19 protein-coding genes are annotated in these 19,334 nt (G+C 64.9%); 4 read left to right on the top strand and 15 right to left on the bottom strand.

Annotated features, from left to right (window positions below; genetic code table 11):
* Positions 1-121: 121 nt before the first annotated feature.
* From P0D71_RS30930 to P0D71_RS30920, 3 genes are read left to right on the top strand one after another with little or no spacing between them, the layout of a single operon-like run.
* Positions 122-847 carry a TetR/AcrR family transcriptional regulator gene (locus P0D71_RS30930; RefSeq protein ID WP_091795911.1) on the top strand — a complete coding sequence of 242 codons (726 nt, stop codon included), beginning with the start codon at positions 122-124 and terminating at the stop codon, positions 845-847.
* Positions 848-849: 2 nt separating this feature from the next.
* The gene (locus tag P0D71_RS30925; RefSeq protein ID WP_408345258.1) at positions 850-1,434 is read left to right on the top strand and encodes an LOG family protein; all 585 of its coding nucleotides are present in this window, start codon (positions 850-852) and stop codon (positions 1,432-1,434) included.
* 24 nt (positions 1,435-1,458) lie between these two features.
* The gene (locus P0D71_RS30920; protein WP_408483402.1) at positions 1,459-2,205 is read left to right on the top strand and encodes an SDR family oxidoreductase; all 747 of its coding nucleotides are present in this window, start codon (positions 1,459-1,461) and stop codon (positions 2,203-2,205) included.
* Between the two features lie 26 nt (positions 2,206-2,231).
* Here P0D71_RS30920 and P0D71_RS30915 read toward each other — a convergent pair whose 3' ends face one another.
* The 15 genes from P0D71_RS30915 to P0D71_RS30845 all read right to left on the bottom strand — a co-directional run bounded on the left by P0D71_RS30915 (position 2,232) and on the right by P0D71_RS30845 (position 18,310).
* Entirely contained in the window at positions 2,232-2,867 is a 636-nt protein-coding gene (locus P0D71_RS30915) for a DUF924 family protein (RefSeq protein WP_408483401.1), read from the bottom strand.
* A complete protein-coding gene (locus tag P0D71_RS30910; protein WP_408183439.1) occupies positions 2,860-3,273 on the bottom strand; it encodes a group II truncated hemoglobin in 414 nt (137 codons plus the stop codon). The genes P0D71_RS30915 and P0D71_RS30910 overlap by 8 nt, the downstream gene beginning before the upstream one ends.
* A 28-nt stretch (positions 3,274-3,301) precedes the next feature.
* Positions 3,302-5,884 carry an ABC transporter permease gene (locus tag P0D71_RS30905; RefSeq protein ID WP_408483400.1) on the bottom strand — a complete coding sequence of 861 codons (2,583 nt, stop codon included), beginning with the start codon at positions 5,882-5,884 and terminating at the stop codon, positions 3,302-3,304.
* Complete coding sequence (locus tag P0D71_RS30900; protein ID WP_091795925.1) at positions 5,881-6,492, bottom strand: DUF4126 domain-containing protein; 612 nt, start codon at positions 6,490-6,492, stop codon at positions 5,881-5,883. The genes P0D71_RS30905 and P0D71_RS30900 overlap by 4 nt, the downstream gene beginning before the upstream one ends.
* Positions 6,493-6,751: 259 nt before the next feature.
* Complete coding sequence (gene sugE, locus P0D71_RS30895; protein ID WP_091795928.1) at positions 6,752-7,072, bottom strand: quaternary ammonium compound efflux SMR transporter SugE; 321 nt, start codon at positions 7,070-7,072, stop codon at positions 6,752-6,754.
* Positions 7,073-7,276: 204 nt separating this feature from the next.
* Complete coding sequence (kdpE, locus tag P0D71_RS30890; protein WP_091795932.1) at positions 7,277-7,975, bottom strand: two-component system response regulator KdpE; 699 nt, start codon at positions 7,973-7,975, stop codon at positions 7,277-7,279.
* Positions 7,968-10,805, bottom strand: a complete 2,838-nt coding sequence (locus tag P0D71_RS30885) for a DUF4118 domain-containing protein (protein ID WP_091795935.1) — start codon at positions 10,803-10,805, stop codon at positions 7,968-7,970. The genes kdpE and P0D71_RS30885 overlap by 8 nt, the downstream gene beginning before the upstream one ends.
* A 223-nt stretch (positions 10,806-11,028) precedes the next feature.
* Positions 11,029-11,607, bottom strand: coding sequence for a potassium-transporting ATPase subunit KdpC (kdpC, locus tag P0D71_RS30880; RefSeq protein ID WP_408483399.1), 579 nt, complete (start codon positions 11,605-11,607; stop codon positions 11,029-11,031).
* A gap of 34 nt (positions 11,608-11,641) precedes the next feature.
* The gene (kdpB, locus tag P0D71_RS30875) at positions 11,642-13,726 is read right to left on the bottom strand and encodes a potassium-transporting ATPase subunit KdpB (RefSeq protein ID WP_091795941.1); all 2,085 of its coding nucleotides are present in this window, start codon (positions 13,724-13,726) and stop codon (positions 11,642-11,644) included.
* Between the two features lie 52 nt (positions 13,727-13,778).
* Positions 13,779-15,584, bottom strand: a complete 1,806-nt coding sequence (kdpA, locus tag P0D71_RS30870; protein ID WP_408183430.1) for a potassium-transporting ATPase subunit KdpA — start codon at positions 15,582-15,584, stop codon at positions 13,779-13,781.
* Complete coding sequence (gene kdpF, locus P0D71_RS30865) at positions 15,581-15,673, bottom strand: K(+)-transporting ATPase subunit F (protein ID WP_091795945.1); 93 nt, start codon at positions 15,671-15,673, stop codon at positions 15,581-15,583. Before kdpF ends, kdpA begins: the two co-directional genes overlap by 4 nt.
* Positions 15,670-15,783 carry a hypothetical protein gene (locus P0D71_RS30860; protein WP_007175652.1) on the bottom strand — a complete coding sequence of 38 codons (114 nt, stop codon included), beginning with the start codon at positions 15,781-15,783 and terminating at the stop codon, positions 15,670-15,672. The genes kdpF and P0D71_RS30860 overlap by 4 nt, the downstream gene beginning before the upstream one ends.
* A gap of 254 nt (positions 15,784-16,037) precedes the next feature.
* On the bottom strand, positions 16,038-17,012 hold the full coding sequence (locus P0D71_RS30855; protein ID WP_408183564.1) for a quinone oxidoreductase family protein: 975 nt from the start codon (positions 17,010-17,012) through the stop codon (positions 16,038-16,040).
* Positions 17,013-17,071: 59 nt separating this feature from the next.
* Positions 17,072-17,461 (bottom strand): methylglyoxal synthase, encoded by a 390-nt coding sequence (locus tag P0D71_RS30850; protein WP_091795951.1) that lies wholly within the window; start codon positions 17,459-17,461, stop codon positions 17,072-17,074.
* A 69-nt stretch (positions 17,462-17,530) separates the two neighbouring features.
* Positions 17,531-18,310 (bottom strand): SDR family oxidoreductase, encoded by a 780-nt coding sequence (locus tag P0D71_RS30845; RefSeq protein ID WP_091795954.1) that lies wholly within the window; start codon positions 18,308-18,310, stop codon positions 17,531-17,533.
* A gap of 285 nt (positions 18,311-18,595) precedes the next feature.
* Here P0D71_RS30845 and upp point away from each other — a divergent pair, with 285 nt between their 5' ends.
* Positions 18,596-19,246, top strand: coding sequence for a uracil phosphoribosyltransferase (gene upp / locus P0D71_RS30840; protein ID WP_011487457.1), 651 nt, complete (start codon positions 18,596-18,598; stop codon positions 19,244-19,246).
* The last annotated feature ends 88 nt before the right edge of the window (positions 19,247-19,334 follow it).

Below are 19,334 nucleotides of genomic sequence, written 5' to 3'. Positions count from 1 at the left end.
TCGCTTGGTATAAGAACGCTCGGTTTATAATCGTTCGATACACCAACCGCGTCCGGGCGGATCACGCAAAGAGCGGCACGCCGCCGTGTGCCCCAGCCCGGCGTAACCAGGGCCGGACGACATGGAAGCCAAACCTCCCCGCCGCACGCGCGAACGGATTCTCGAACTCTCGTTGAAGCTGTTCAACGAAATCGGCGAGCCGAACGTCACGACGACGACGATCGCCGAGGAAATGGAAATCAGTCCAGGCAACCTGTACTACCACTTCCGCAACAAAGACGACATCATCAACAGCATCTTCAGCCAGTTCGAGCAGGAGATCGAAAAGCGTCTGCGTTTTCCCGACGACCATCGCGCGACCATCGACGAAATGTGGTCGTATCTGCAGTACATGGTCGATTTCACCTGGCGCTATCGCTTCCTGTATCGTGATCTGAACGATCTGCTGGCGCGCAATCGCACGCTCGAAACGCACTTCAAGCAGATCATCAGCCACAAGGTGCGTTTTGCGAGCCAGTTCTGCGAGCAGCTCGTTGCCGACGGCGAAATGGTCGCCACGCCTGAAGAACTGCACGTGATCGCCACCAACGTCGGCGTGATCGGCACGTATTGGCTCTCGTATCAGTTCGTGATGAACCCGCGCAAATACAACGAGCAGGAGGCGATTCGCGCGGAGCTGCATCAGGTGAGCGTGCAGATCGTCTCGTTGATGGCGCCTTATCTGCGCGGCCGCTCGCGGCAGATTTTCGACGACCTCGTGTCGGGCAAACTGCCCAAGCGCGAGTTTTACGACTACCTGCCGCCCAAGGAAGGCGCCGCGCCCCGCAACGAACCGAAGGACGCTTGAGCATGAAGTCGGTGTGTGTGTATTGCGGCTCCTCCAACGGGGCTAAACCGTTGTATGCCGAAGCGGCGCGCGCCTTTGGCCGCGCGCTGGTGCAAGCCGATCTGGCGCTCGTCTACGGCGGCGGCAAGGTCGGTCTGATGGGCGTGATCGCCGACACCGTGATGGCCGAAGGCGGCCGCGCGATCGGCGTGATTCCCGAACTGCTGGTCAGCAAGGAAGTCGGTCACAACGGCCTGACCGAACTGCATGTCGTGCCCGACATGCATCATCGCAAGAAGATGATGGCCGACCTGTCCGACGCGTTCGTCGCGATGCCGGGCGGCGCGGGTACGCTCGAAGAACTGTTCGAGGTCTACACGTGGGCGCAACTCGGCTACCACCAGAAACCGGTGGCCGTGCTGAATATCGACGGCTTCTATGACCCGTTGATCAATCTGCTGCAGCATACCGTCGAAGAAGGCTTCATGCGCCAGACCTATTTCGACATCCTGCAGATCGACGCCGATCCCGCCGCGTTGATCGGCAAGCTGCAACGCTATCAGCCGCCCGCCAGCGACAAATGGGCGATCAAGCGCGACGCGGTCTGACTTTTCCCGAACGATGAGGTTGCGATGACGAAAGCCGTTCTGATCACCGGTGGCAGCCGCGGCATTGGCCGCGCAACCGCGCGTTTGCTGGGTGCGCGCGGCTGGTCCGTCGGCGTGAATTACGCGCAGAATCTCGCGGCAGCGCAAGAGACGGCCGCCGAAGTGGAACGCGCCGGCGGCCGCGCGTTGACGATCGCCGGCGACGTCGCGAACGAGGCCGACGTGCTGGCCATGTTCGACACGCTTGAACAGAAGTTCGGGCGGCTCGATGCGCTCATCAACAACGCGGGCATCGTCGCGCCGTCCAGCCAACTCGCCGACATGGACCTCGCGCGCCTGAAGCGCATGTTCGACGTCAACGTGCTCGGCGCGTATCTCTGCGCACGCGAAGCCGCGCGGCGCATGTCCACCACGCGTGGCGGCGCGGGCGGCGTGATCGTAAACGTTTCGTCGGCGGCGTCGCGGCTCGGCTCACCGAACGAATATGTCGACTATGCCGGCTCGAAAGGCGCCGTCGACACCATGACGCTCGGCCTCGCCAAGGAACTCGGCCCGCAAGGCGTGCGTGTGAACGCGGTGCGTCCCGGCCTGATCGACACCGAGATCCACGCGAGCGGCGGCAAGCCCGAGCGCGCCGCGCAACTCGGCGCGACCACGCCGTTGGGCCGCCCCGGCACGGCCGACGAAGTGGCCGAGACCATCGTCTGGTTGCTGAGCGACGCCGCCTCGTATGTGACGGGCGCACTGCTCGACGTGGCCGGCGGCCGCTAGGCGTTTCGAGCGCGCTGATCGCAAATCTAGAACGATGAACCCGGTTCGCGCAGGAACGCGCTTTCTTCAGCCGTCGAAGGACGCCCCAGCAGCGCATTGCGATGCGGAAAGCGCCCGAACCGCTCGATGATTTCCGCGTGCCGCACCGCGGACCGATAATACGACGCGCCGCCCGGTTCAGCTTTCAGCAGTTTGAACAGTCGCAAAGATTCGCGCTGACCGGCGAGCGTCTCGTCGTGTTCGAAAGGCAAATAGGCGAACGCGCGATGATGCGCGCTCGGCAACAAGCGATCGGCGCCGCTTGCGATCATCTGCTGCGCGGTTTGCAATGCCTTGTGGTCGGCCGCGAACGCGCGCGATGTGCCACGATGACAATTGCGGGAAAACTGGTCGAGCACGATGACGAGCGCCAACGCGCCGAGCGGTGTGTCGGCCCAGTGGTCGAGCGTGGATTCGCGTGCCGCATCGATCAGGGTTCCGAAGCGTTCGCGCAGCATCGTGTCGAACGCCGCGTCGCGTGAAAACCAGCGTTTGTGCTGCTTACCGAACTCGGGCGTGCCCGGCGCACCGAACCAGCAGTCGAGAACTTCGCGTGCCTGCTGAGGCAGAACGGCATAGTCCGCCGAAATCGTGCGCGAAGTCTGCCCAACCTCCTCAGCCATTGCGATTGCGCATCCAGTCGGCCGTTTCGAAGAACGAGCCGAGCAAGCGCTCTCTCAGCGGTTCCGCGAGCCCGATATCTTCCATCGCCCACGCCATGCATCTGAGCCACTGATCGCGCTCGCCGGATGCGATCGCGAACGGCAGATGCCGAGCACGCAGACGCGGATGGCCGAAGCGGCTGATGTAATGATCCGGACCGCCCAACCATCCGCATAAAAACCAGAAGAACTTGTCGCGCGAACCGTCGAGCGATTGCGGATGCAACGCCCGGATTCCGGCGAAGTCTGCTTCAAGATCCATCAGATCGTAAAAGCGGTCCACCAGTTCGCGCACGCGCGCCTCGCCGCCCACCAGTTCGAAGGCCGTGGGCTGCGCCGCGGACACTTCGTCGTTCAAATCACTCATACCCACTCACCAACCAGAAAAAAGGAATTCACGCATCCCGCAGCGATTGCAACGCGGGCCGCGCCAGCACATGCCGCAAGCTCAGCCAGCCGCCCACGCCGGCGCACGCGATGCCGGCAGCAATGCCCGCCGGCAAGAGCCAGGGATCGAAGCTCAGATAAAACTCGAACACGCGCGTTGCCAGCACGTAGCCGATAGCCTGCGCGCCCACCGCCGCCATCAGACCCGCCAGCGCGCCCACCGCGACAAACTCGGCAACCTGTACCGAGCGCACCTGACGATGCGACGCACCTAATGCGCGCAGCAGCGCGGATTCTCGCATGCGCTCATCACGCGTGCCGGCGAGCGCCGCGTACAGCACGAGTACACCCGCGGCAAGCGTGAACGCGAACAGGAACTGCACCGCGCCGATCACCTGCTGCAACACGCGCTGCACCTGCGCGAGAATCGGACCGGTATCGATCGCCGTGAGATTCGGATAAGTGGAGATCAGGCCGTCGATGGTCGACTGCTTCTCCTGCGGCAGATGGAAGCTCGTGATGAATGTCGCCGGAAAATCCTGCAATGCGGCGGGCGGCATCAGCACGAAGAAGTTGACCTTGAACGAACCCCAGTCGAGCTTGCGCACACTCGTGACGGGCGCGTCGATCTGCAAGCCGGTCACGTCGAAACGCAGCATGTCGCCGGGCTTCACGTTGATCAGCTTGGCGAGGCCTTGCTCGATCGAAATCTGCGGCGTGGTTGTGTCGCCATACCACGTGCCGGCGGAGAGTCGATTGTCGTCGGGCAACTCGGTGGTGTACGACAGATTGAACTCGCGATCCACGAGACGTTTGGCGTCGTCACCCTTGAACGCATCCGGATTGACCGGCTTGCCGTTGATCGCCGTCAGCCGGCCGCGCACCATCGGCGAAAGCACCGTGCCCGGCACGCCGTGCGTACTCAGATAGTGTGTGACGGCGTCGCGCTGATCAGGCTGGATATCGATGATGAACTCGTTCGGCGCATCGGGCGGCGTCGATTTGCGCCAGCCGGCCACGAGGTCGTTACGCGTCATCGCAATCAGCAACAGACACATCAGCCCGATGCCGAGCGCGGTGATCTGCAATGCGCTCGCGCTGCTGCGCCGTTCGAGCGATGCCAGTGCATAACGCCAGCCGATTCCCGCATTCACCCGCTCGCTGCGCACCACGCGCGCCGCGCCCCACAACGCGAGCCGCGCGATGCACGCGAACACCAGCAGCCCGCCCGCAAAGCCGCCCGCCACGATCCCGCCGAGCTTTAACTCGCCGGCCGCGACGATCAGCAGCGCCGCGAACAGCACAATGCCGAGCGCGTACGCCGCCCATGCGGTGCGGCCCGCCTCGCCCCATTCACGGCGCAGCACGCGCACCGGCGGCACTCTTGTGAGCGGCAACAGCGGCGGTAACGCGAAGCCCAGCAACAGCACGAGACCGGCCGCGATGCCTTCGAGCGCCGGCCATGCGGTCGGATACGGCAGCGCGACATCGATCAGACTGCCGAGCCACGTGAGCAACGCGAGGTGCCCCAGATAACCGAGCGCCACACCCAGCGCGCCGCCGATCAACCCGAGCCCCACGAATTCGAGCGTGAAGAGCGCGCGCAGTGTCGCCTGACTGACGCCGAGGCAGCGCAGCACCGCGCAGCCGTCCAGATGCCGGCGCATGTATCGATGCGCGGCCATCGCAATCGCCACGGCCGCCAGCAACGCGGTGAGCAGCGAGACGAGCGTGAGGAAGTGACTCGCGCGGTCGAGCGTCTGGCGCACTTGCGGTTGCCCGTCCTGCAACGATTCGAGCGCGACGCCGCGCATCTTGCCGCCGTCCACGCGGTCGTGCGCGAATTGCGCGAAACGCGCCACCGCTTCGTCGGGCCCCGCGACCAGCAAGCGGTACGTCACGCGGCTGCCGTAAGCGATAAGGCCGGTCGACGGCACGTCGTCGGCGCGCAGCATCAGGCGCGGCGAGAAATTGACGAACGAGAAACCGCGGTCGAGTTCGCGCGTGATGACCGCGCCGATCGTGAAATTGCGATTGCCGACTTTCACCGTATCGCCGACATGCACCTTCAGCGCGTCGAGCAACGCCTGATCGACCCACACAACGCCCGGCGGCGGAATCGAGCGCGCCGGATAGTCCGCCGCGCCCGACGCCGAGGCAATGCGCAGCGCGCCGCGCAGCGGATAACCGGGCGACACCGCCTTGATGGCGGCGAGCCGCGAGACCGGCTGCGCGCCGGTCGAGTTGATCATGCTGGGAAAGATCGCCGTGCTGGCGGTGTTCAAACCGAGCGCTTTGGCTTGCCCGGCGAATTGCGGATCGACCGGATGATCGGCCCGCACGATGAAGTCGGCGGCGATCATGCGCCGCGCGTCGCGCTCGAGCCCCTGGTGCAAACGGTCAGCCAGAAAGCCGACACTCGACAAAGCCGCCACGGCCAGCACCAGCGCCAGCAGCAGCATCGTCAATTCGCCCGCGCGCCAGTCGCGCGACGTCATACGAACGGACTGGCGCAACAGATCCCTACCGCCGAACCGGCGCGTCGGCGGTGTCGCCATGCGCGCCGCGGAACCCCGTACCGTATCGCTCAATCGTGCCTGCTCCTGGCAAAGCGCGACACCATGTGCGTCGCCATGCCGCGAAAACCGCCCTGGACCCCACGCCAGAGCCGCGGCAACGCCCAGCCGGCCAGCATCAGGAAGCCCACCATCAACACCAGAAAGAGGAGCGGCACGAACAGCGCGAGCAACATGCCGCCGAACACGAGCCCGTCTTCAGCCGTCGAGGTCACGACATTCGACACCGGTTCCGGCGACAGGTTGATCAGCGCGCGCGTCCCCGCTTTGGCGAGGTGCGCCGTGCCCGCCAGCGTCCCGCCCGCGAGCGCGGCCACGGTCAACAGCGCCGGATCGGCATGGCCGAGCGCACCGGCGGCCAGCACGGCGCCCGCCGGAATGCGGATAAAGGTATGAACCGCGTCCCACAGCGAATCGAACGCGGGAATCTTGTCGGCGAGAAATTCGGTGACGGTCAGCACGCCCGCCACGCCGATCACCCAAGGCGAGGACAATGCGGACAGCGTATCGGGAAGATGAACGAGGCCCAGACGGGCGAACACGCCGGCCAGCAGGACCGTCAGATAGAGGCGCAGACCGCTGCCCCACGAGAGGCCCGCAGCGAGCGAAAGTGATTCAAGCATGGCCGCCTCCGGGCGCGCTGTGCGTGCCGGGCGGCTTCGACGGGCCAATCATGGGGGAGCCGCACCGAAGTCGTCAGACCCGCGCCAAGCCGGCCGCGCCAAATGGGCCGCGGACAATGTCAGGTTGGATTCGATCTCATTATAGCCACGTTAATTCGCAGAACGCAGAGCGGCGAATAAATGGGGAGTTCGATGCGGGCGCGAGCCGGGCGCCGCCGGACTCGACGGATACGTCCGGCGACGGGATCGAATACGGGGCTCAATGCCCGGAAGAGAGCTTCAACCCGATCAGTCCGATCACGATGAGCGAAGCGCTGGCAACCCGGGCGACGGTCAACGCCTCGCCCATCATCACGATCCCGAAGATGAACGCGCCGACTGCGCCGATGCCGGTCCACACCGCGTAGGCCGTGCCGAGCGGCAACTGGCGCATGGCCATGGCGAGCAGTATGAAGCTGCCGAGCGCCGTCACGACCGTGAACACGGAGGGCCAGAGACGAGTGAAACCGTCGGAGGTTTTAAGACCGGCCGCCCAGGCGACTTCGAGCAAACCGGCGATCAACAGAAGAATCCAGGACATGAAACAGCTCCATGGTGAAATGGGGCCGTCCCCGTTCGTGAAACCGCAAGGTCGTCCTTACGAAATGTAATTATACCGGGATCGCCGGTAAGCCGCCGGGAGCGACTCGCGACAAGAGATCGCGCTGGCCGTGGCGGATTCACCACAGTGCGCCGCCAGGCTGCGTCAACGCACCGCATCACAGCGCCGCGTCACATCACCGCCTCAAGCCGCCCCCACCAGCCGGTATCCCACCCCGGTTTCCGTGATGATATGTTCCGGCTGCGCCGGATCGCGCTCGAGCTTGCCGCGCAGATGCGCCATATAGATGCGCAGATAGTGATGACTTTCGACATGCGACGGCCCCCACACGTCGCGCAGCAACTGGCGGTGCGTGAGCACGCGGCCGGCGTGGCGCACCAGCGTGGCGAGCAGCCGGTATTCGATCGGCGTCAGATGGACGGCCGCTCCGTCGCGGCTCACCTGCCGCAAGGCCAGGTCGACGGTCACGGCGCCGAAGCGCACTTGCGGCGACTCGTTCGCACCACCCTGATTGCGCCGCCGCATATGCGCGCGGATTCGCGCGAGCAACTCGGACACGCCGAACGGCTTGGTGAGGTAGTCGTCCGCGCCGGCATCGAGCGCGGCGACTTTCTCGCTTTCCTGCGTGCGCGCCGACAGCACGATCACCGGCAATTCGCTCCAGCCGCGCAGTTCGCGGATCACGTCGAGGCCGTCGGTGTCGGGCAGGCCGAGATCGACGATCACCAGATCGGGCTTGCGCGTGGCGGCTTCGACGAGACCCTGCTTGCCGGTTTCGGCGTCGTGCACGACGATGCCCTCGCCTTCCAGCGCCGTTCGCACAAAACGGCGAATCTGCTTTTCGTCTTCGATCAGGACGACGGTGATGCTCGGGTCACTCATGGGTAGGCTTGGCAAGCGTGTTAGGAGTTGGTTCGCTGTCGGTGTCGGCGTGCGTCAAAGCATCGGCGCCTTCGTCTTCGAGTGCGTCCGGTGCGTCGGGCGGCGTTTCCACGGGCAGCGTGAACCAGAAGCGCGCGCCTTCCACATGGCCGTCCGCCGACACGCGATTGAGCGCGCCGATTGTACCGCCGTGCGCTTCCACGATCGCGCGGCAGATCGCAAGCCCGAGACCGATGCCCGGCTTGGCCGACTCTTTTTCGCCACGCGTGAACTTCTCGAACACGCGTGCTTCCATGCCGGCGGGCAGGCCCGGGCCGTCATCGTCGACAGTGACGCGCACGAACGACTTGCCGTCCGCGTCGAGACGCTGCGCGCCGATCGTCAACGGCGTGGTCGGCGCCGTGTATTTGGCCGCGTTCTCGAACAGGTTGGAAAAGAGGCGCTCCATCAGCACGGCGTCGAGGTGCAAGAGCGGCAAGTCGGCGGGCAACTTCACCTGCACCGGATGATTCGCCAGCACGCGTTTGCACGCGCGCAGCGCGGCGCCCACGGTTTCTTCGAGCAGCGTCCATTGCTGGTTCAGTTGCAGACTGCCCGCCTGCAGGCGAGCCATGTCGAGCAGATTCGTGACGATGCCGGTCATGCGCAGCGCCTCCTCGTGAATCGCTTCGACCAGTTCGCCGCTGGGCTGCGTATCAGGCGATTGCGCGAGCATCGACGAGAAGCCGACGATGGTCGTCAACGGCGTGCGCAGATCGTGCGAGATCGCCGACAACAACGAGTTGCGCAGGCGCTCCGACTCCATGTTGACAAGCGCGTCGCGCGCGATGTCCACGTAGTGCACCCGTTCCAGCGCGAGCGCGATCTGCGCGGCGAACGCGTCGAGCATGCGCTGCTGTTCGGGCACGTCGAGTTCACCCTCGTTGCGCATCACGACCGCCAGCACGCCGCGCGTACGCATGGGCGCCTTCAGCGGCAAATAGAGCGCGGCGGCGGCCGGCAGCGTGTCGGTGCCGTGACCGGCCGGCTTCTGCTGATCGTAGACCCATTGGCCGACGTCGCTATCGAGCATCTCGCCTTCGAGCGTGACCGCCGCATCGGGGTCCTCGATCTTCTGTTTGACCTGATCGGCGCTATCCGGCAACAGAATCGCGACGCGCGCGCCGAACACCTCGCTCACATGACGGCTGCCTATGCCGACGATCTGCTCCGTGGTCAGCGCCGCGGCCAGCTCGCGGGCCATCGCGTACATCGCGCCGGTGCGTTGCTCGCGCCGCCGCGCCACGCTCGCCTCGCGGCGCAGACTCGAGGTGAGATGGCTGATCACCAGCGAGGTCAGCAGCATGCCGAAGAAGGTCAGCAGATACTGCGTGTCCGAGACCGACAGCGACATGCGCGGCGGCACGAAGAAGAAATCGAACGCGGCCACGCTCATGAACGACAGCACCACACCCGGCCCGCGCCCGAGCTTCACCGCGGCGAAGATCACGCCGAGCAGATACAGCATGACGAGGTTGGTCAGATCGATATGGTCGATCAACTGGCTCGACAGCAGGGTGATGGCCGCGCAGATCGCCAGCGCGAATGCGTAGGCGCGCGGCGGCGAGCGGCGTTCGCGCGCGGCGCTCAACGCATCGCGCCAGGCGTTCGCGGTGGTGTTCAACAGATGCCGATGCTCGCCGCCGTCGCGCTCAGAAGAAGCGCGAATCAGCGTGAGATCGAGATCGCCCGCTGCCGTTTCGGCGATACGCTCGCCGAGGGGCTTGCGCAACCAGCGCTGCAGGCCCGTGCGCGCCGACGCGCCGGCCACGAGCTTCGACACATTGCGAGCCTGCGCGTAGCCGATCAATGCGGCGGCCGCGTCGGCGCCCGCCAGCGTCGCGGTTTCGGCGCCGAGTTCAGCGGCGAGCTTCAGCGCGTTCAGCGTGCGTTCGCGGCGCGCATCCGGCAAACGCTGCAGCGCGGGCGTCTCGACATAGACCGCGATCCAGTCGGCCTTCAGGCTGGCGGCAAGGCGCGCCGCCGCGCGCACCAGCATCGGCGCTTCCGGGCCGGGGCCGACGCACACCAGCAAGCGCTCGCGAGCCTGCCAGATGCGCTGGATCGAACGGTCGGCGCGATACTCCCGCATCTGCGCATCGACGCGATCCGCGGTGCGGCGCAGCGCCAACTCGCGCAACGCGATCAGGTTGCCTTTGCGAAAGAAGTTGCGCACCGCGCGTTCGGCCTGCTGCGGCAAATACACTTTGCCGTCGCGCATGCGGTCGAGCAGTTCCTCGGCCGGCAAGTCGACCAGCGTGACTTCGTCGGCGCGATCGAACACGCGATCCGGCACGGTCTCCCAGACGCGAATGCCGGTGATCTGCCCGACCACGTCGTTCAGACTTTCGAGGTGCTGGACGTTGACCGTCGTATAGACGTCGATGCCCGCGTCGAGCAGTTCGTAGACGTCCTGCCAGCGCTTCAGGTGGCGCGCGCCCTGCACGTTCGAATGCGCGAGCTCGTCGACGAGAATCAGTTGCGGCTTGCGGGCGAGCGCGGCGTCCAGATCGAACTCGCCGAGCTTGCGGCCGCGATACTCGATCTGCGCGAGCGGCAGCACGTCGAGGCCTTCGAGCAGCGCCGCGGTTTCGCTGCGGCCATGGGTTTCGGCGATGCCGACCACCACGTCCGCGCCTTCATCGTAACGGCGGCGCGCGGCCTGCAACATCGCATAGGTTTTGCCGACGCCGGCCGACGCGCCGAAAAAAATCTTCAGCCTGCCTCGCTGACGTTTTTCTTCGTCGCGTTGCAGCTTGTCGAGCAGCTCATCGGGATCGGGGCGGTTCATGCTCAATGGTTTTCATCGTTGGACGAGCGTCAGTCTACGCATGGTGGCACGGCGGCGGCGCGGCCGCAAATGGCGGGGGCCGCTCATGGCGGCCAGAGCAGATCGCTTCGCGCCGCGGCTACGCTCATGCCGCATCGCCATCATGCGCGCTACGCCGCGCCGTCAAAAGCCAAAGGCGGAGTCGCGAGGACGCCGCCTTTGCGAAACGCTGCGCCTCAGAGGCTCAGCCGCGCTTCATCTCGTCCAGCGCGAGGTTCAGTTGCAGCACGTTCACGCGCGGCTCGCCCAGAATGCCGAACTGACGGCCGCTCGTATAACGGTCCACCAGCGCCTGCACGTCGTTCGGCGCGAGCTTGCGAGCCTTGGCGACGCGCTCGATCTGATAAGCCGCCGCAGCAGGGCTGATCTCAGGATCGAGACCGCTGCCCGACGACGTCACCAGATCGACCGGCACCGGCTTGGACATATCCGTGCCGGCGGCTTTCAGCGCGTCGATGCGGCCTTTGATTTCGTCGAGCAAGGCCGGGTTGGTCGGGCCGAGATTCGAGCCGCTCGAACCCTGCGCGTTGTACGGCATCGGGCTGGTGGCCGACAGACGGCCCCAGAAGTACTGCGGCGCGTCGAACTGCTGGCCGATCAGCTTCGAGCCGACCGCCTTGCCGTCCTGTTCGAGCATGCTGCCGTTGGCCTGATCGTGGAAGGCCGCCTGACCGACAGCGGTCATCACCGCCGGATAAGCCAGCCCCGTGACAGCGGTGAGCACCGCGAAAATCACGATCAACGGACGGAACAGATTTTTCATGATGAATGATTCCTCTTGAACTAGCGACTAGCGCTCAGACCCAACCGAACGCGGCCAGCACCATATCGATCAGCTTGATGCCAATGAACGGCACGATGATCCCGCCCAAACCGTAAATCAGCAGATTGCGGCGCAGCAGGATCGCCGCACCCAGCGCGCGATAACGCACGCCCTTGAGCGCCAGCGGAATGAGCAGCACGATGATCAGCGCGTTGAAGATCACCGCCGACATGATCGCCGAAGCCGGCGTGGCCAGATGCATCACGTTCAGCGCGTTCAGTGCCGGATAGGTCGTGGCGAACGCGGCCGGAATGATCGCGAAGTATTTGGCGACGTCGTTGGCGATCGAGAACGTGGTGAGCGAGCCGCGCGTCATCAGCATCTGCTTGCCGATCTCGACGATCTCGATCAGCTTGGTCGGATTCGAATCGAGGTCGACCATGTTGCCCGCTTCCTTCGCGGCCTGCGTGCCGGTGTTCATCGCCACCGCGACGTCGGCCTGCGCGAGCGCCGGAGCGTCGTTGGTGCCGTCGCCTGTCATCGCGACGAGGCGGCCTTCGGCCTGGTGCGCGCGGATCGTGGAGAGCTTCGCTTCCGGCGTGGCTTCGGCGAGGAAATCGTCGACGCCCGCTTCAGCGGCGATCGCGGCGGCGGTCAAGCGGTTGTCGCCCGTCACCATGATGGTCTTGATACCCATCTTGCGCAGTTCGGCGAAACGTTCCTTGATGCCGCCCTTCACCACGTCCTTCAACTCGATCACGCCGAGCACGCGCGCGCCCTGCTCGCCCTTCTCGGCGACCACGAGCGGCGTGCTGCCGCGGCGCGCCACTTCGGCGACCGCGTTGCTGACTTCATTCGGGAAACGTCCGCCGTTGGCTTCGACATAGTTCTTCACCGCGTCGGCCGCGCCCTTGCGGATTTCACGGCCGGGCAGATCGACGCCGCTCATGCGCGTTTGCGCGGTGAACGCGAGGAACACGGCATGCAGCGACGCCATATCGCGTTGACGGATATTGAAGCGCTGTTTCGCCAGCACGACGATACTGCGGCCTTCCGGCGTTTCGTCGGCGAGCGACGAGAGTTGCGCCGCATCCGCGAGCGCTTCTTCCGTCAAGCCCGGCGCGGGCACGAATTGCGACGCCTGGCGATTGCCGAGCGTGATGGTGCCGGTTTTGTCGAGCAGCAGCACGTCGACGTCGCCGGCGGCTTCCACCGCGCGGCCCGAGGTGGCGATCACATTCGCCTGCATCATGCGGCTCATGCCGGCCACGCCGATCGCGGACAACAGCCCGCCGATGGTGGTCGGAATCAGACACACAAGCAGCGCGACCAGCGCGGTGATCGTCACCACGTGGCCTGCCTTTGCGGCTTCGACCGAGAACATCGAGAACGGCAGCAGCGTGGCGGTGGCCAACAGCATGACGATCGTCAACGCGACCAGCAAAATGGTCAGCGCGATTTCGTTCGGCGTCTTCTGACGCTTCGCGCCTTCCACCATCGCGATCATGCGGTCGAGGAACGCCTCGCCCGGGTTCGCCGTGACGCGCACCACGATCCAGTCCGACAGCACGCGCGTGCCGCCCGTCACCGACGAAAAGTCGCCGCCCGACTCGCGGATCACCGGTGCGGATTCGCCCGTGATCGCCGATTCGTCGACCGAAGCGACACCTTCGACCACTTCACCGTCGGCCGGAATCACGTCGCCGGTTTCGACCAGCACGACGTCGCCCTTGCGCAGGTCGGAAGCCGTCACAATGCGGATCGGCGACTTCGGATGCGGCTCGTTCAACTTCTTGGCCATCACGTCTTTCTTCGCGCTGCGCAGCGACGCCGCCTGGGCCTTCGAACGGCCTTCGGCGAGCGCTTCCGCGAAGTTGGCGAACAGCACCGTGAACCACAGCCACAAGGTGACCGCGAGAATGAAGCCCGCGGGCGCCTCCGCCTGGCCGCCGAGCGCGGCGATCCAGAGAATGGTCGTGAGAATGCTACCTACGTACACGCAGAACATCACCGGATTGCGGAACTGCGTGCGCGGCGTGAGCTTCTTGAAGGAATCCACGATCGCCGGGCGCACCAGCGCCGGGTCGAACATGGACCTGGTTGCATTATGTTCAGTCATTGAATCCTCGAATTTCCCGTTTGCGCGTGATCACTCGTTTTCATCGCGGGTCTCAATGGGCGCCCATCATCATCAGATGTTCGACACCAGGACCCAGCGCGAGCGCAGGCACATAAGTCAGTGCGCCGACCAGCAGCACCGTGCCGAGCAGCAGCACGACGAACAGCGGTCCATGCGTGGGCAGCGTGCCGCCGGTCACGCCGATGCGCTTTTTCGCGGCGAGCGAGCCGGCAATCGCGAGCACCGGAACGATCGTGCCGAAGCGGCCGAACCACATCGCAATCGCCGTGAGCCAGTTGTAGAACGGCGTGCCCACGGTGAGACCCGCGAACGCACTGCCGTTGTTGTTGGCGGCCGAGCTGAACGCGTAGAGGATTTCAGAGAAACCGTGCGCGCCGGGGTTGAGAATGCCGGCCTTGCCCGCGTCGCTCAACACCGCGATCGAGGTGCCCACCAGCACCAGCAGCGGCGTGAGCAGCACAACGATCGACACCATCTTCATCTCATACGCTTCGATCTTCTTGCCGACGTATTCCGGCGTGCGGCCGATCATCAGGCCCGCCACGAACACGGCCAGCAGCGCGAACACGAGCATCCCGTACATACCGGAACCCACGCCGCCGAAGATCACTTCGCCCAGTTGCATCAGCAGCATCGGATACAGGCCGCCGATCGGGGTGAGCGAATCGTGCGTGTTGGCGACCGCGCCGCACGAAGCCGCAGTGGTCGCAACCGTGAAGATGCCCGACTGCGCGATACCGAAGCGCGTTTCCTTGCCTTCCGCATTGCCGCCCGACTGCAACGCATTGGCCGACTGATCGACGTGCAATGCGGCGATGGCCGGATTGCCGGTCTGCTCCGCGCTGATTTCGCCGAACACGCAAACCGCGAAAGCGATCGTCATGGCGGCGAGCACGGCCACGCCTTGCCGGCGGTCCGCGATCATGCGACCGAACACCAGCGCCAGCGCCGCCGGGATGAGCAGGATCGAGAAGATCTGCAGGAAGTTCGAGAACGGCGTCGGGTTTTCAAACGGATGCGCCGAGTTGCCGTTAAAGAAGCCGCCGCCGTTAGTGCCCAGCATCTTGATCGCTTCCTGCGATGCAACCGGACCCATGGCGAGCGTTTGCGTCTTCACCGGCGTATCGACCGTCACCGGATTGCCCTTCGCGTCCTTCACCGGATTGCCTTGTGCGTCGAGCTTCGGCGCGGCATAGGTGGTGGTCTGCAAGGTCGGCACGTCTTCATACGACTTGAAGTTCTGGATCACGCCTTGGCTCATCAACAGCGCCGCGATGATCGCCGACATGGGCAGCAGCACGTAGAGCGTCACGCGCGTCAGGTCGACCCAGAAATTGCCGATGGTTTGCGCGGTGTGGCGCGCAAAGCCGCGAATCAACGCGATCACCACCACGATGCCGGTGGCGGCCGAGAAGAAGTTCTGCACGGTGAAACCGAGCATTTGCGTGAGATAGCCGACGGTTTGTTCCGGCGTGTAATCCTGCCAGTTCGTGTTGGTTACGAAACTGACTGCCGTGTTGAACGCGCCGTCCACCGTCATCGGGCCGAACTGTTGCGGGTTGCCCGGCAGCCAGCCTTGCACGCGCAACAGTACATAGAGAAACGCCACGCCGAGCGTGTTGAACGCGATCGTGGCGATCGCGTAGTGCTTCCAGCTCATTTCCGTGGAAGGATCGACGCCCGCGATGCGATACAGCAAGCGTTCGACGGGACCGCCGAGGCGCACCACGCGCGAGCTGCCGTCCATCACGGCGCTCAGATAACGGGCCATCGGCACCGCGGCTGCCAGCAGCACGACGATGAACAGGCCCGCTTGCAGGACATTGTTGGAGTTCATTCAATGTCCTCCGCGCGCAGCAGCGCATAGACCAGGTAGACGAACAGCAGCGCGGTCGCCGCACCGGACAACCAGAGAATCCAGCTCATGAGCGCGCTCCCTGACCACGGCGGAACTGCATCAACTTCTCGCAGCCGGCAATTAACGCAAAGGTCAGTGCGGCGAACAGCACCAGGCCCCCGACATACAGCACATCCATTTTTGTTCTCCATTACACGGACTTTGGATGGGTGCAACGTTATGCCGAACCGCGTAAAGGGCTGGTCAAAGATGGGAGGGCGTGTATAAAAATCGCGTAAACGGGAAAGGCCGTTCCATCGCAAGACGGAACGGCCTTGTGCATGCCTGGCATGGGTTTACGGCGTGACGTGCCGGCTTTTCCAGTGCGTCGAGCGCGACTTCGAGGATCGCGCGGTTTTTATAGGGCTGACGGCAAGTTTATGCCGCGACGCCTCACGGCAGCAGAACCGTCGAGCCCGTGGTGCGGCGTCCTTCGAGATCCGCGTGCGCTTTTCCGACATCCGCCAGCGCGTAACGCTGATTGATGCTCGTCTTCACCTTGCCCGACACCAGCATGTCGAACAGCTCGGCGGACATCGCCTCGTAGTCGCTGCGTTTGGCGATATAGGTGAAGAGCGTCGGACGCGTAAAGAACAGCGAACCACGCCCGGCGAATTCAGAAGAGTCGATCGGCGGCAACGGCCCCGACGCGTTGCCGAAGCTCACGAACATGCCGAGCGGCGCGAGGCAATCGAGCGAGCCCGCAAACGTGTCTTTACCGATCGAGTCGTACACCACCGGCACGCCCGCGCCGTTGGTGATCTCGCGCACGCGCTTGGTGAAATTCTCGCGCGTATAGACAATCGCGTGGTCACAGCCGTGCGCCGTGGCGATCTGCGCTTTTTCATCCGAGCCGACCGTGCCGATCACCGTTGCTCCGAGCGCCTTCGCCCATTGGCACACCAGCAGGCCGACGCCGCCCGCCGCGGCCTGAATCAGGATCGTGTCGCCGGCCTTCACCGGATACGTGCGACGCAGGAGATATTGCGCGGTCAGGCCTTGCAGCATCACCGAGGCGGCCTGCTCGTCGCTCAGGGCATCGGGCACCTTCACGACCTGCGCGGCCTGCAGCACGCGCTCCTGCGTGTACGCGCCGGGCGGACGCGCCACGTAGGCAATGCGATCGCCCACCTCGAGGCCGGTCACGCCCGCGCCGAGCGCCGTCACCTCGCCGGCCGCCTCCATGCCGAGACCGCCTGGCAACGGCAACGGATACAGGCCCGTGCGGAAGTACACGTCGATATAGTTGAGTCCAACCGCCGTCTGTTTGACGCGGATCTCGCCCGCGCCCGGCTCGCCGACTTCGACGTCGACCCACTTCATGACCTCCGGGCCGCCGGTTTTATCGAATCGGATTGCTTTGACCATCATGTCTCCTTGGGGTTGGGTTGGAATTGGAGCGTGCCGCGTGTGCAATGCCGCTGATCTCAGACCTGTTGCGTGAGGCGCAAGGTCAGCGAATCGAGCACCATGCGCGCGGTCGAAATGTTGGTCGCGCACGGAATGTTGTGCACGTCGCACGCGCGCACCAGGGCGTTGATGTCCGGCTCGTGCGGCTGCGGTGTCATGGGGTCGCGCAGGAAGATCACCATGTCCACGCGTCCTTCCGCGAGTTGCGCGCCGATCTGCAGGTCGCCGCCGTGCGGGCCGGACAGCATCCGCTCGACCGCGAGGCCATGCGCGTCGGCGATGCGCCCGCCGGTCGTGCCGGTCGCCACGATGTTGCAACGCCTGAGCGTATCGACGTATTCGCCGGCCAGTTTGACGATGTCGTCTTTCTTATGATCGTGCGCGATCAGCGCGATACGGGTGGTCATGACGTAAGACTCCTGAAACCGTTGTGATTGTCGTTGTTGTAGTGATGATGGAACTGCCGCAACTGCCGATCAGAACGTGCCCGGATAAGCGCCGCCGTCGATCAGCCAGTTCTGCCCGGTAATGTAGCCGGCATGCACGCTGCACAGGAACGCACAGGCGCGGCCGAATTCGTCGCGGTTGCCGAAACGGCCGGCGGGGATCGTCTTCATGCGCTGCTTGCGGGCGTCGTCGACGGAAATGTTTTGCGACTTGGCCTGCGCCGCGAAGGTCACGGCAATGCGGTCGGTGTCGAAAATTCCCGGCAGCAGGTTGTTGATGGTCACACCGGTGGGCGCGACCTTGCGCGCGAGGCCCGCGACGAAGCCGGTCAGCCCCGACCGCGCGCCGTTGGATAACCCGAGCACGTCGATCGGCGCCTTCACCGCGGAACTCGTGATATTGACGATACGCCCATAGCCGCGCTCGCTCATCGAGTCGATGGTTGCGCGAATCAGCTCGATTGGCGTGAGCATGTTGCTCTCCAGCGCGCGGATCCAGTCTTCATGCGTGAAGTTGCGGAAGTCGCCCGGCGGCGGACCACCCGCGTTATTCACCAGAATGTCCGGCTGCGGACAGGCGGCGAGCGCCGCGGCGCGGCCTTCGGGCGTGGTGATGTCGCAGGCCACCGTCTTCACTTCCACGCCGCTTTGCTGGCGGATCTCCGCCGCGGTGGCTTCGAGCGTCTCGGCGGTGCGCGCGACGATCGTCAGATTGACGCCCTCGGCGGCGAGCGCTTCCGCGCAGCCGCGGCCGAGTCCCTTGCTGGCCGCGCAGACCAGCGCGGTGCGTCCTGCGATTCCCATGTCCATCTGTATTCACCTCGTGAAGTTGTGCGTCGTGAGAAAGCGCCGGGCGGCCTCGGCTTTTCCCCGCTCGTGAGTCTCGCCCGAAGCGCCAAGTCCGGTGGGCTCCCGTGGCGAAGTTTCCCCCGATTCTAGAAGAATCGGTGCCGGACTGTGCCGGCTCGCTGCAATCTCCGGTATCTTCGGAGCGCACTCTTTCGGTAAACTTGCGCCGTAGCGCGTCCGCCAGCCGGTCCCCCGGCCATGCGGCGCGCCGAACCGATCCCTCTAGCCGCCGCTTGCGCCCCCGCCATGACTCAGGACAGCCGTTTCCCCAATCTCTTCATCCTCGATCACCCGCTGATCCAGCACAAGCTGTCGCATATGCGCGACCGGGACACCTCGACCCGCACGTTCCGCGAACTGCTGCGTGAAATCACGCTGCTGATGGGCTACGAAATCACCCGCAACCTGCCCATGACCACGCGCCGCCTGACCACGCCGCTCGTCGAGATCGACGCGCCGGTGATCGCCGGCAAGAAGCTGGCGATCGTGCCGGTGCTGCGCGCCGGCATCGGCATGTCGGACGGCCTGCTGGAACTGGTGCCGTCGGCGCGGGTGGGCCACATCGGCGTGTATCGCGCTGAAGACCATCGCCCTGTCGAATATCTGGTGCGCCTGCCCGACCTCGAAGATCGCGTGTTCATTCTGTGCGATCCGATGGTCGCGACCGGCTATTCCGCCGTGCACGCGGTCGACGTGCTCAAGCGCCGCAACGTGGCGGGCGAAAACATCCTGTTCCTCGCGCTGGTTGCCGCGCCCGAAGGCGTGCAGGTGTTCCAGGACGCCCACCCGGACGTCAAGCTGTATGTCGCCTCGCTCGATTCGCATCTGAACGAGCACGCCTATATCGTCCCGGGTCTCGGCGACGCCGGCGACCGCCTGTTCGGCACGAAGAACTAGAACTGAAAGCGGCCTGAAAAGCGCACGACGGCGTGCGGCCAAGGCCGCCGCCGCGCACTTTTCGCGTCGTTTGCGGCTATCTCGCCCT

This window comes from Paraburkholderia sp. RL17-383-BIF-A, assembly GCF_046028015.1.
In the GTDB taxonomy this organism is placed as follows: domain Bacteria; phylum Pseudomonadota; class Gammaproteobacteria; order Burkholderiales; family Burkholderiaceae; genus Paraburkholderia.
The sequence above is the reverse complement of the archived record's forward strand: the minus strand, read 5'-3'. Positions and strand labels throughout refer to the sequence as shown.

Coding starts and splice junctions, on each gene's coding strand:
- P0D71_RS30930 (WP_091795911.1), top strand. CDS start 122: ATGGAAGCCAAACCTCCCCGCCGCACGCGCGAACGGATTCTCGAACTC.
- P0D71_RS30925 (WP_408345258.1), top strand. CDS start 850: ATGAAGTCGGTGTGTGTGTATTGCGGCTCCTCCAACGGGGCTAAACCG.
- P0D71_RS30920 (WP_408483402.1), top strand. CDS start 1,459: ATGACGAAAGCCGTTCTGATCACCGGTGGCAGCCGCGGCATTGGCCGC.
- P0D71_RS30915 (WP_408483401.1), bottom strand. CDS start 2,867: ATGGCTGAGGAGGTTGGGCAGACTTCGCGCACGATTTCGGCGGACTAT.
- P0D71_RS30910 (WP_408183439.1), bottom strand. CDS start 3,273: ATGAGTGATTTGAACGACGAAGTGTCCGCGGCGCAGCCCACGGCCTTC.
- P0D71_RS30900 (WP_091795925.1), bottom strand. CDS start 6,492: ATGCTTGAATCACTTTCGCTCGCTGCGGGCCTCTCGTGGGGCAGCGGT.
- sugE (WP_091795928.1), bottom strand. CDS start 7,072: ATGTCCTGGATTCTTCTGTTGATCGCCGGTTTGCTCGAAGTCGCCTGG.
- kdpE (WP_091795932.1), bottom strand. CDS start 7,975: ATGAGTGACCCGAGCATCACCGTCGTCCTGATCGAAGACGAAAAGCAG.
- P0D71_RS30885 (WP_091795935.1), bottom strand. CDS start 10,805: ATGAACCGCCCCGATCCCGATGAGCTGCTCGACAAGCTGCAACGCGAC.
- kdpC (WP_408483399.1), bottom strand. CDS start 11,607: ATGAAAAATCTGTTCCGTCCGTTGATCGTGATTTTCGCGGTGCTCACC.
- kdpB (WP_091795941.1), bottom strand. CDS start 13,726: ATGACTGAACATAATGCAACCAGGTCCATGTTCGACCCGGCGCTGGTG.
- kdpA (WP_408183430.1), bottom strand. CDS start 15,584: ATGAACTCCAACAATGTCCTGCAAGCGGGCCTGTTCATCGTCGTGCTG.
- kdpF (WP_091795945.1), bottom strand. CDS start 15,673: ATGAGCTGGATTCTCTGGTTGTCCGGTGCGGCGACCGCGCTGCTGTTC.
- P0D71_RS30860 (WP_007175652.1), bottom strand. CDS start 15,783: ATGGATGTGCTGTATGTCGGGGGCCTGGTGCTGTTCGCCGCACTGACC.
- P0D71_RS30855 (WP_408183564.1), bottom strand. CDS start 17,012: ATGGTCAAAGCAATCCGATTCGATAAAACCGGCGGCCCGGAGGTCATG.
- P0D71_RS30850 (WP_091795951.1), bottom strand. CDS start 17,461: ATGACCACCCGTATCGCGCTGATCGCGCACGATCATAAGAAAGACGAC.
- P0D71_RS30845 (WP_091795954.1), bottom strand. CDS start 18,310: ATGGACATGGGAATCGCAGGACGCACCGCGCTGGTCTGCGCGGCCAGC.
- upp (WP_011487457.1), top strand. CDS start 18,596: ATGACTCAGGACAGCCGTTTCCCCAATCTCTTCATCCTCGATCACCCG.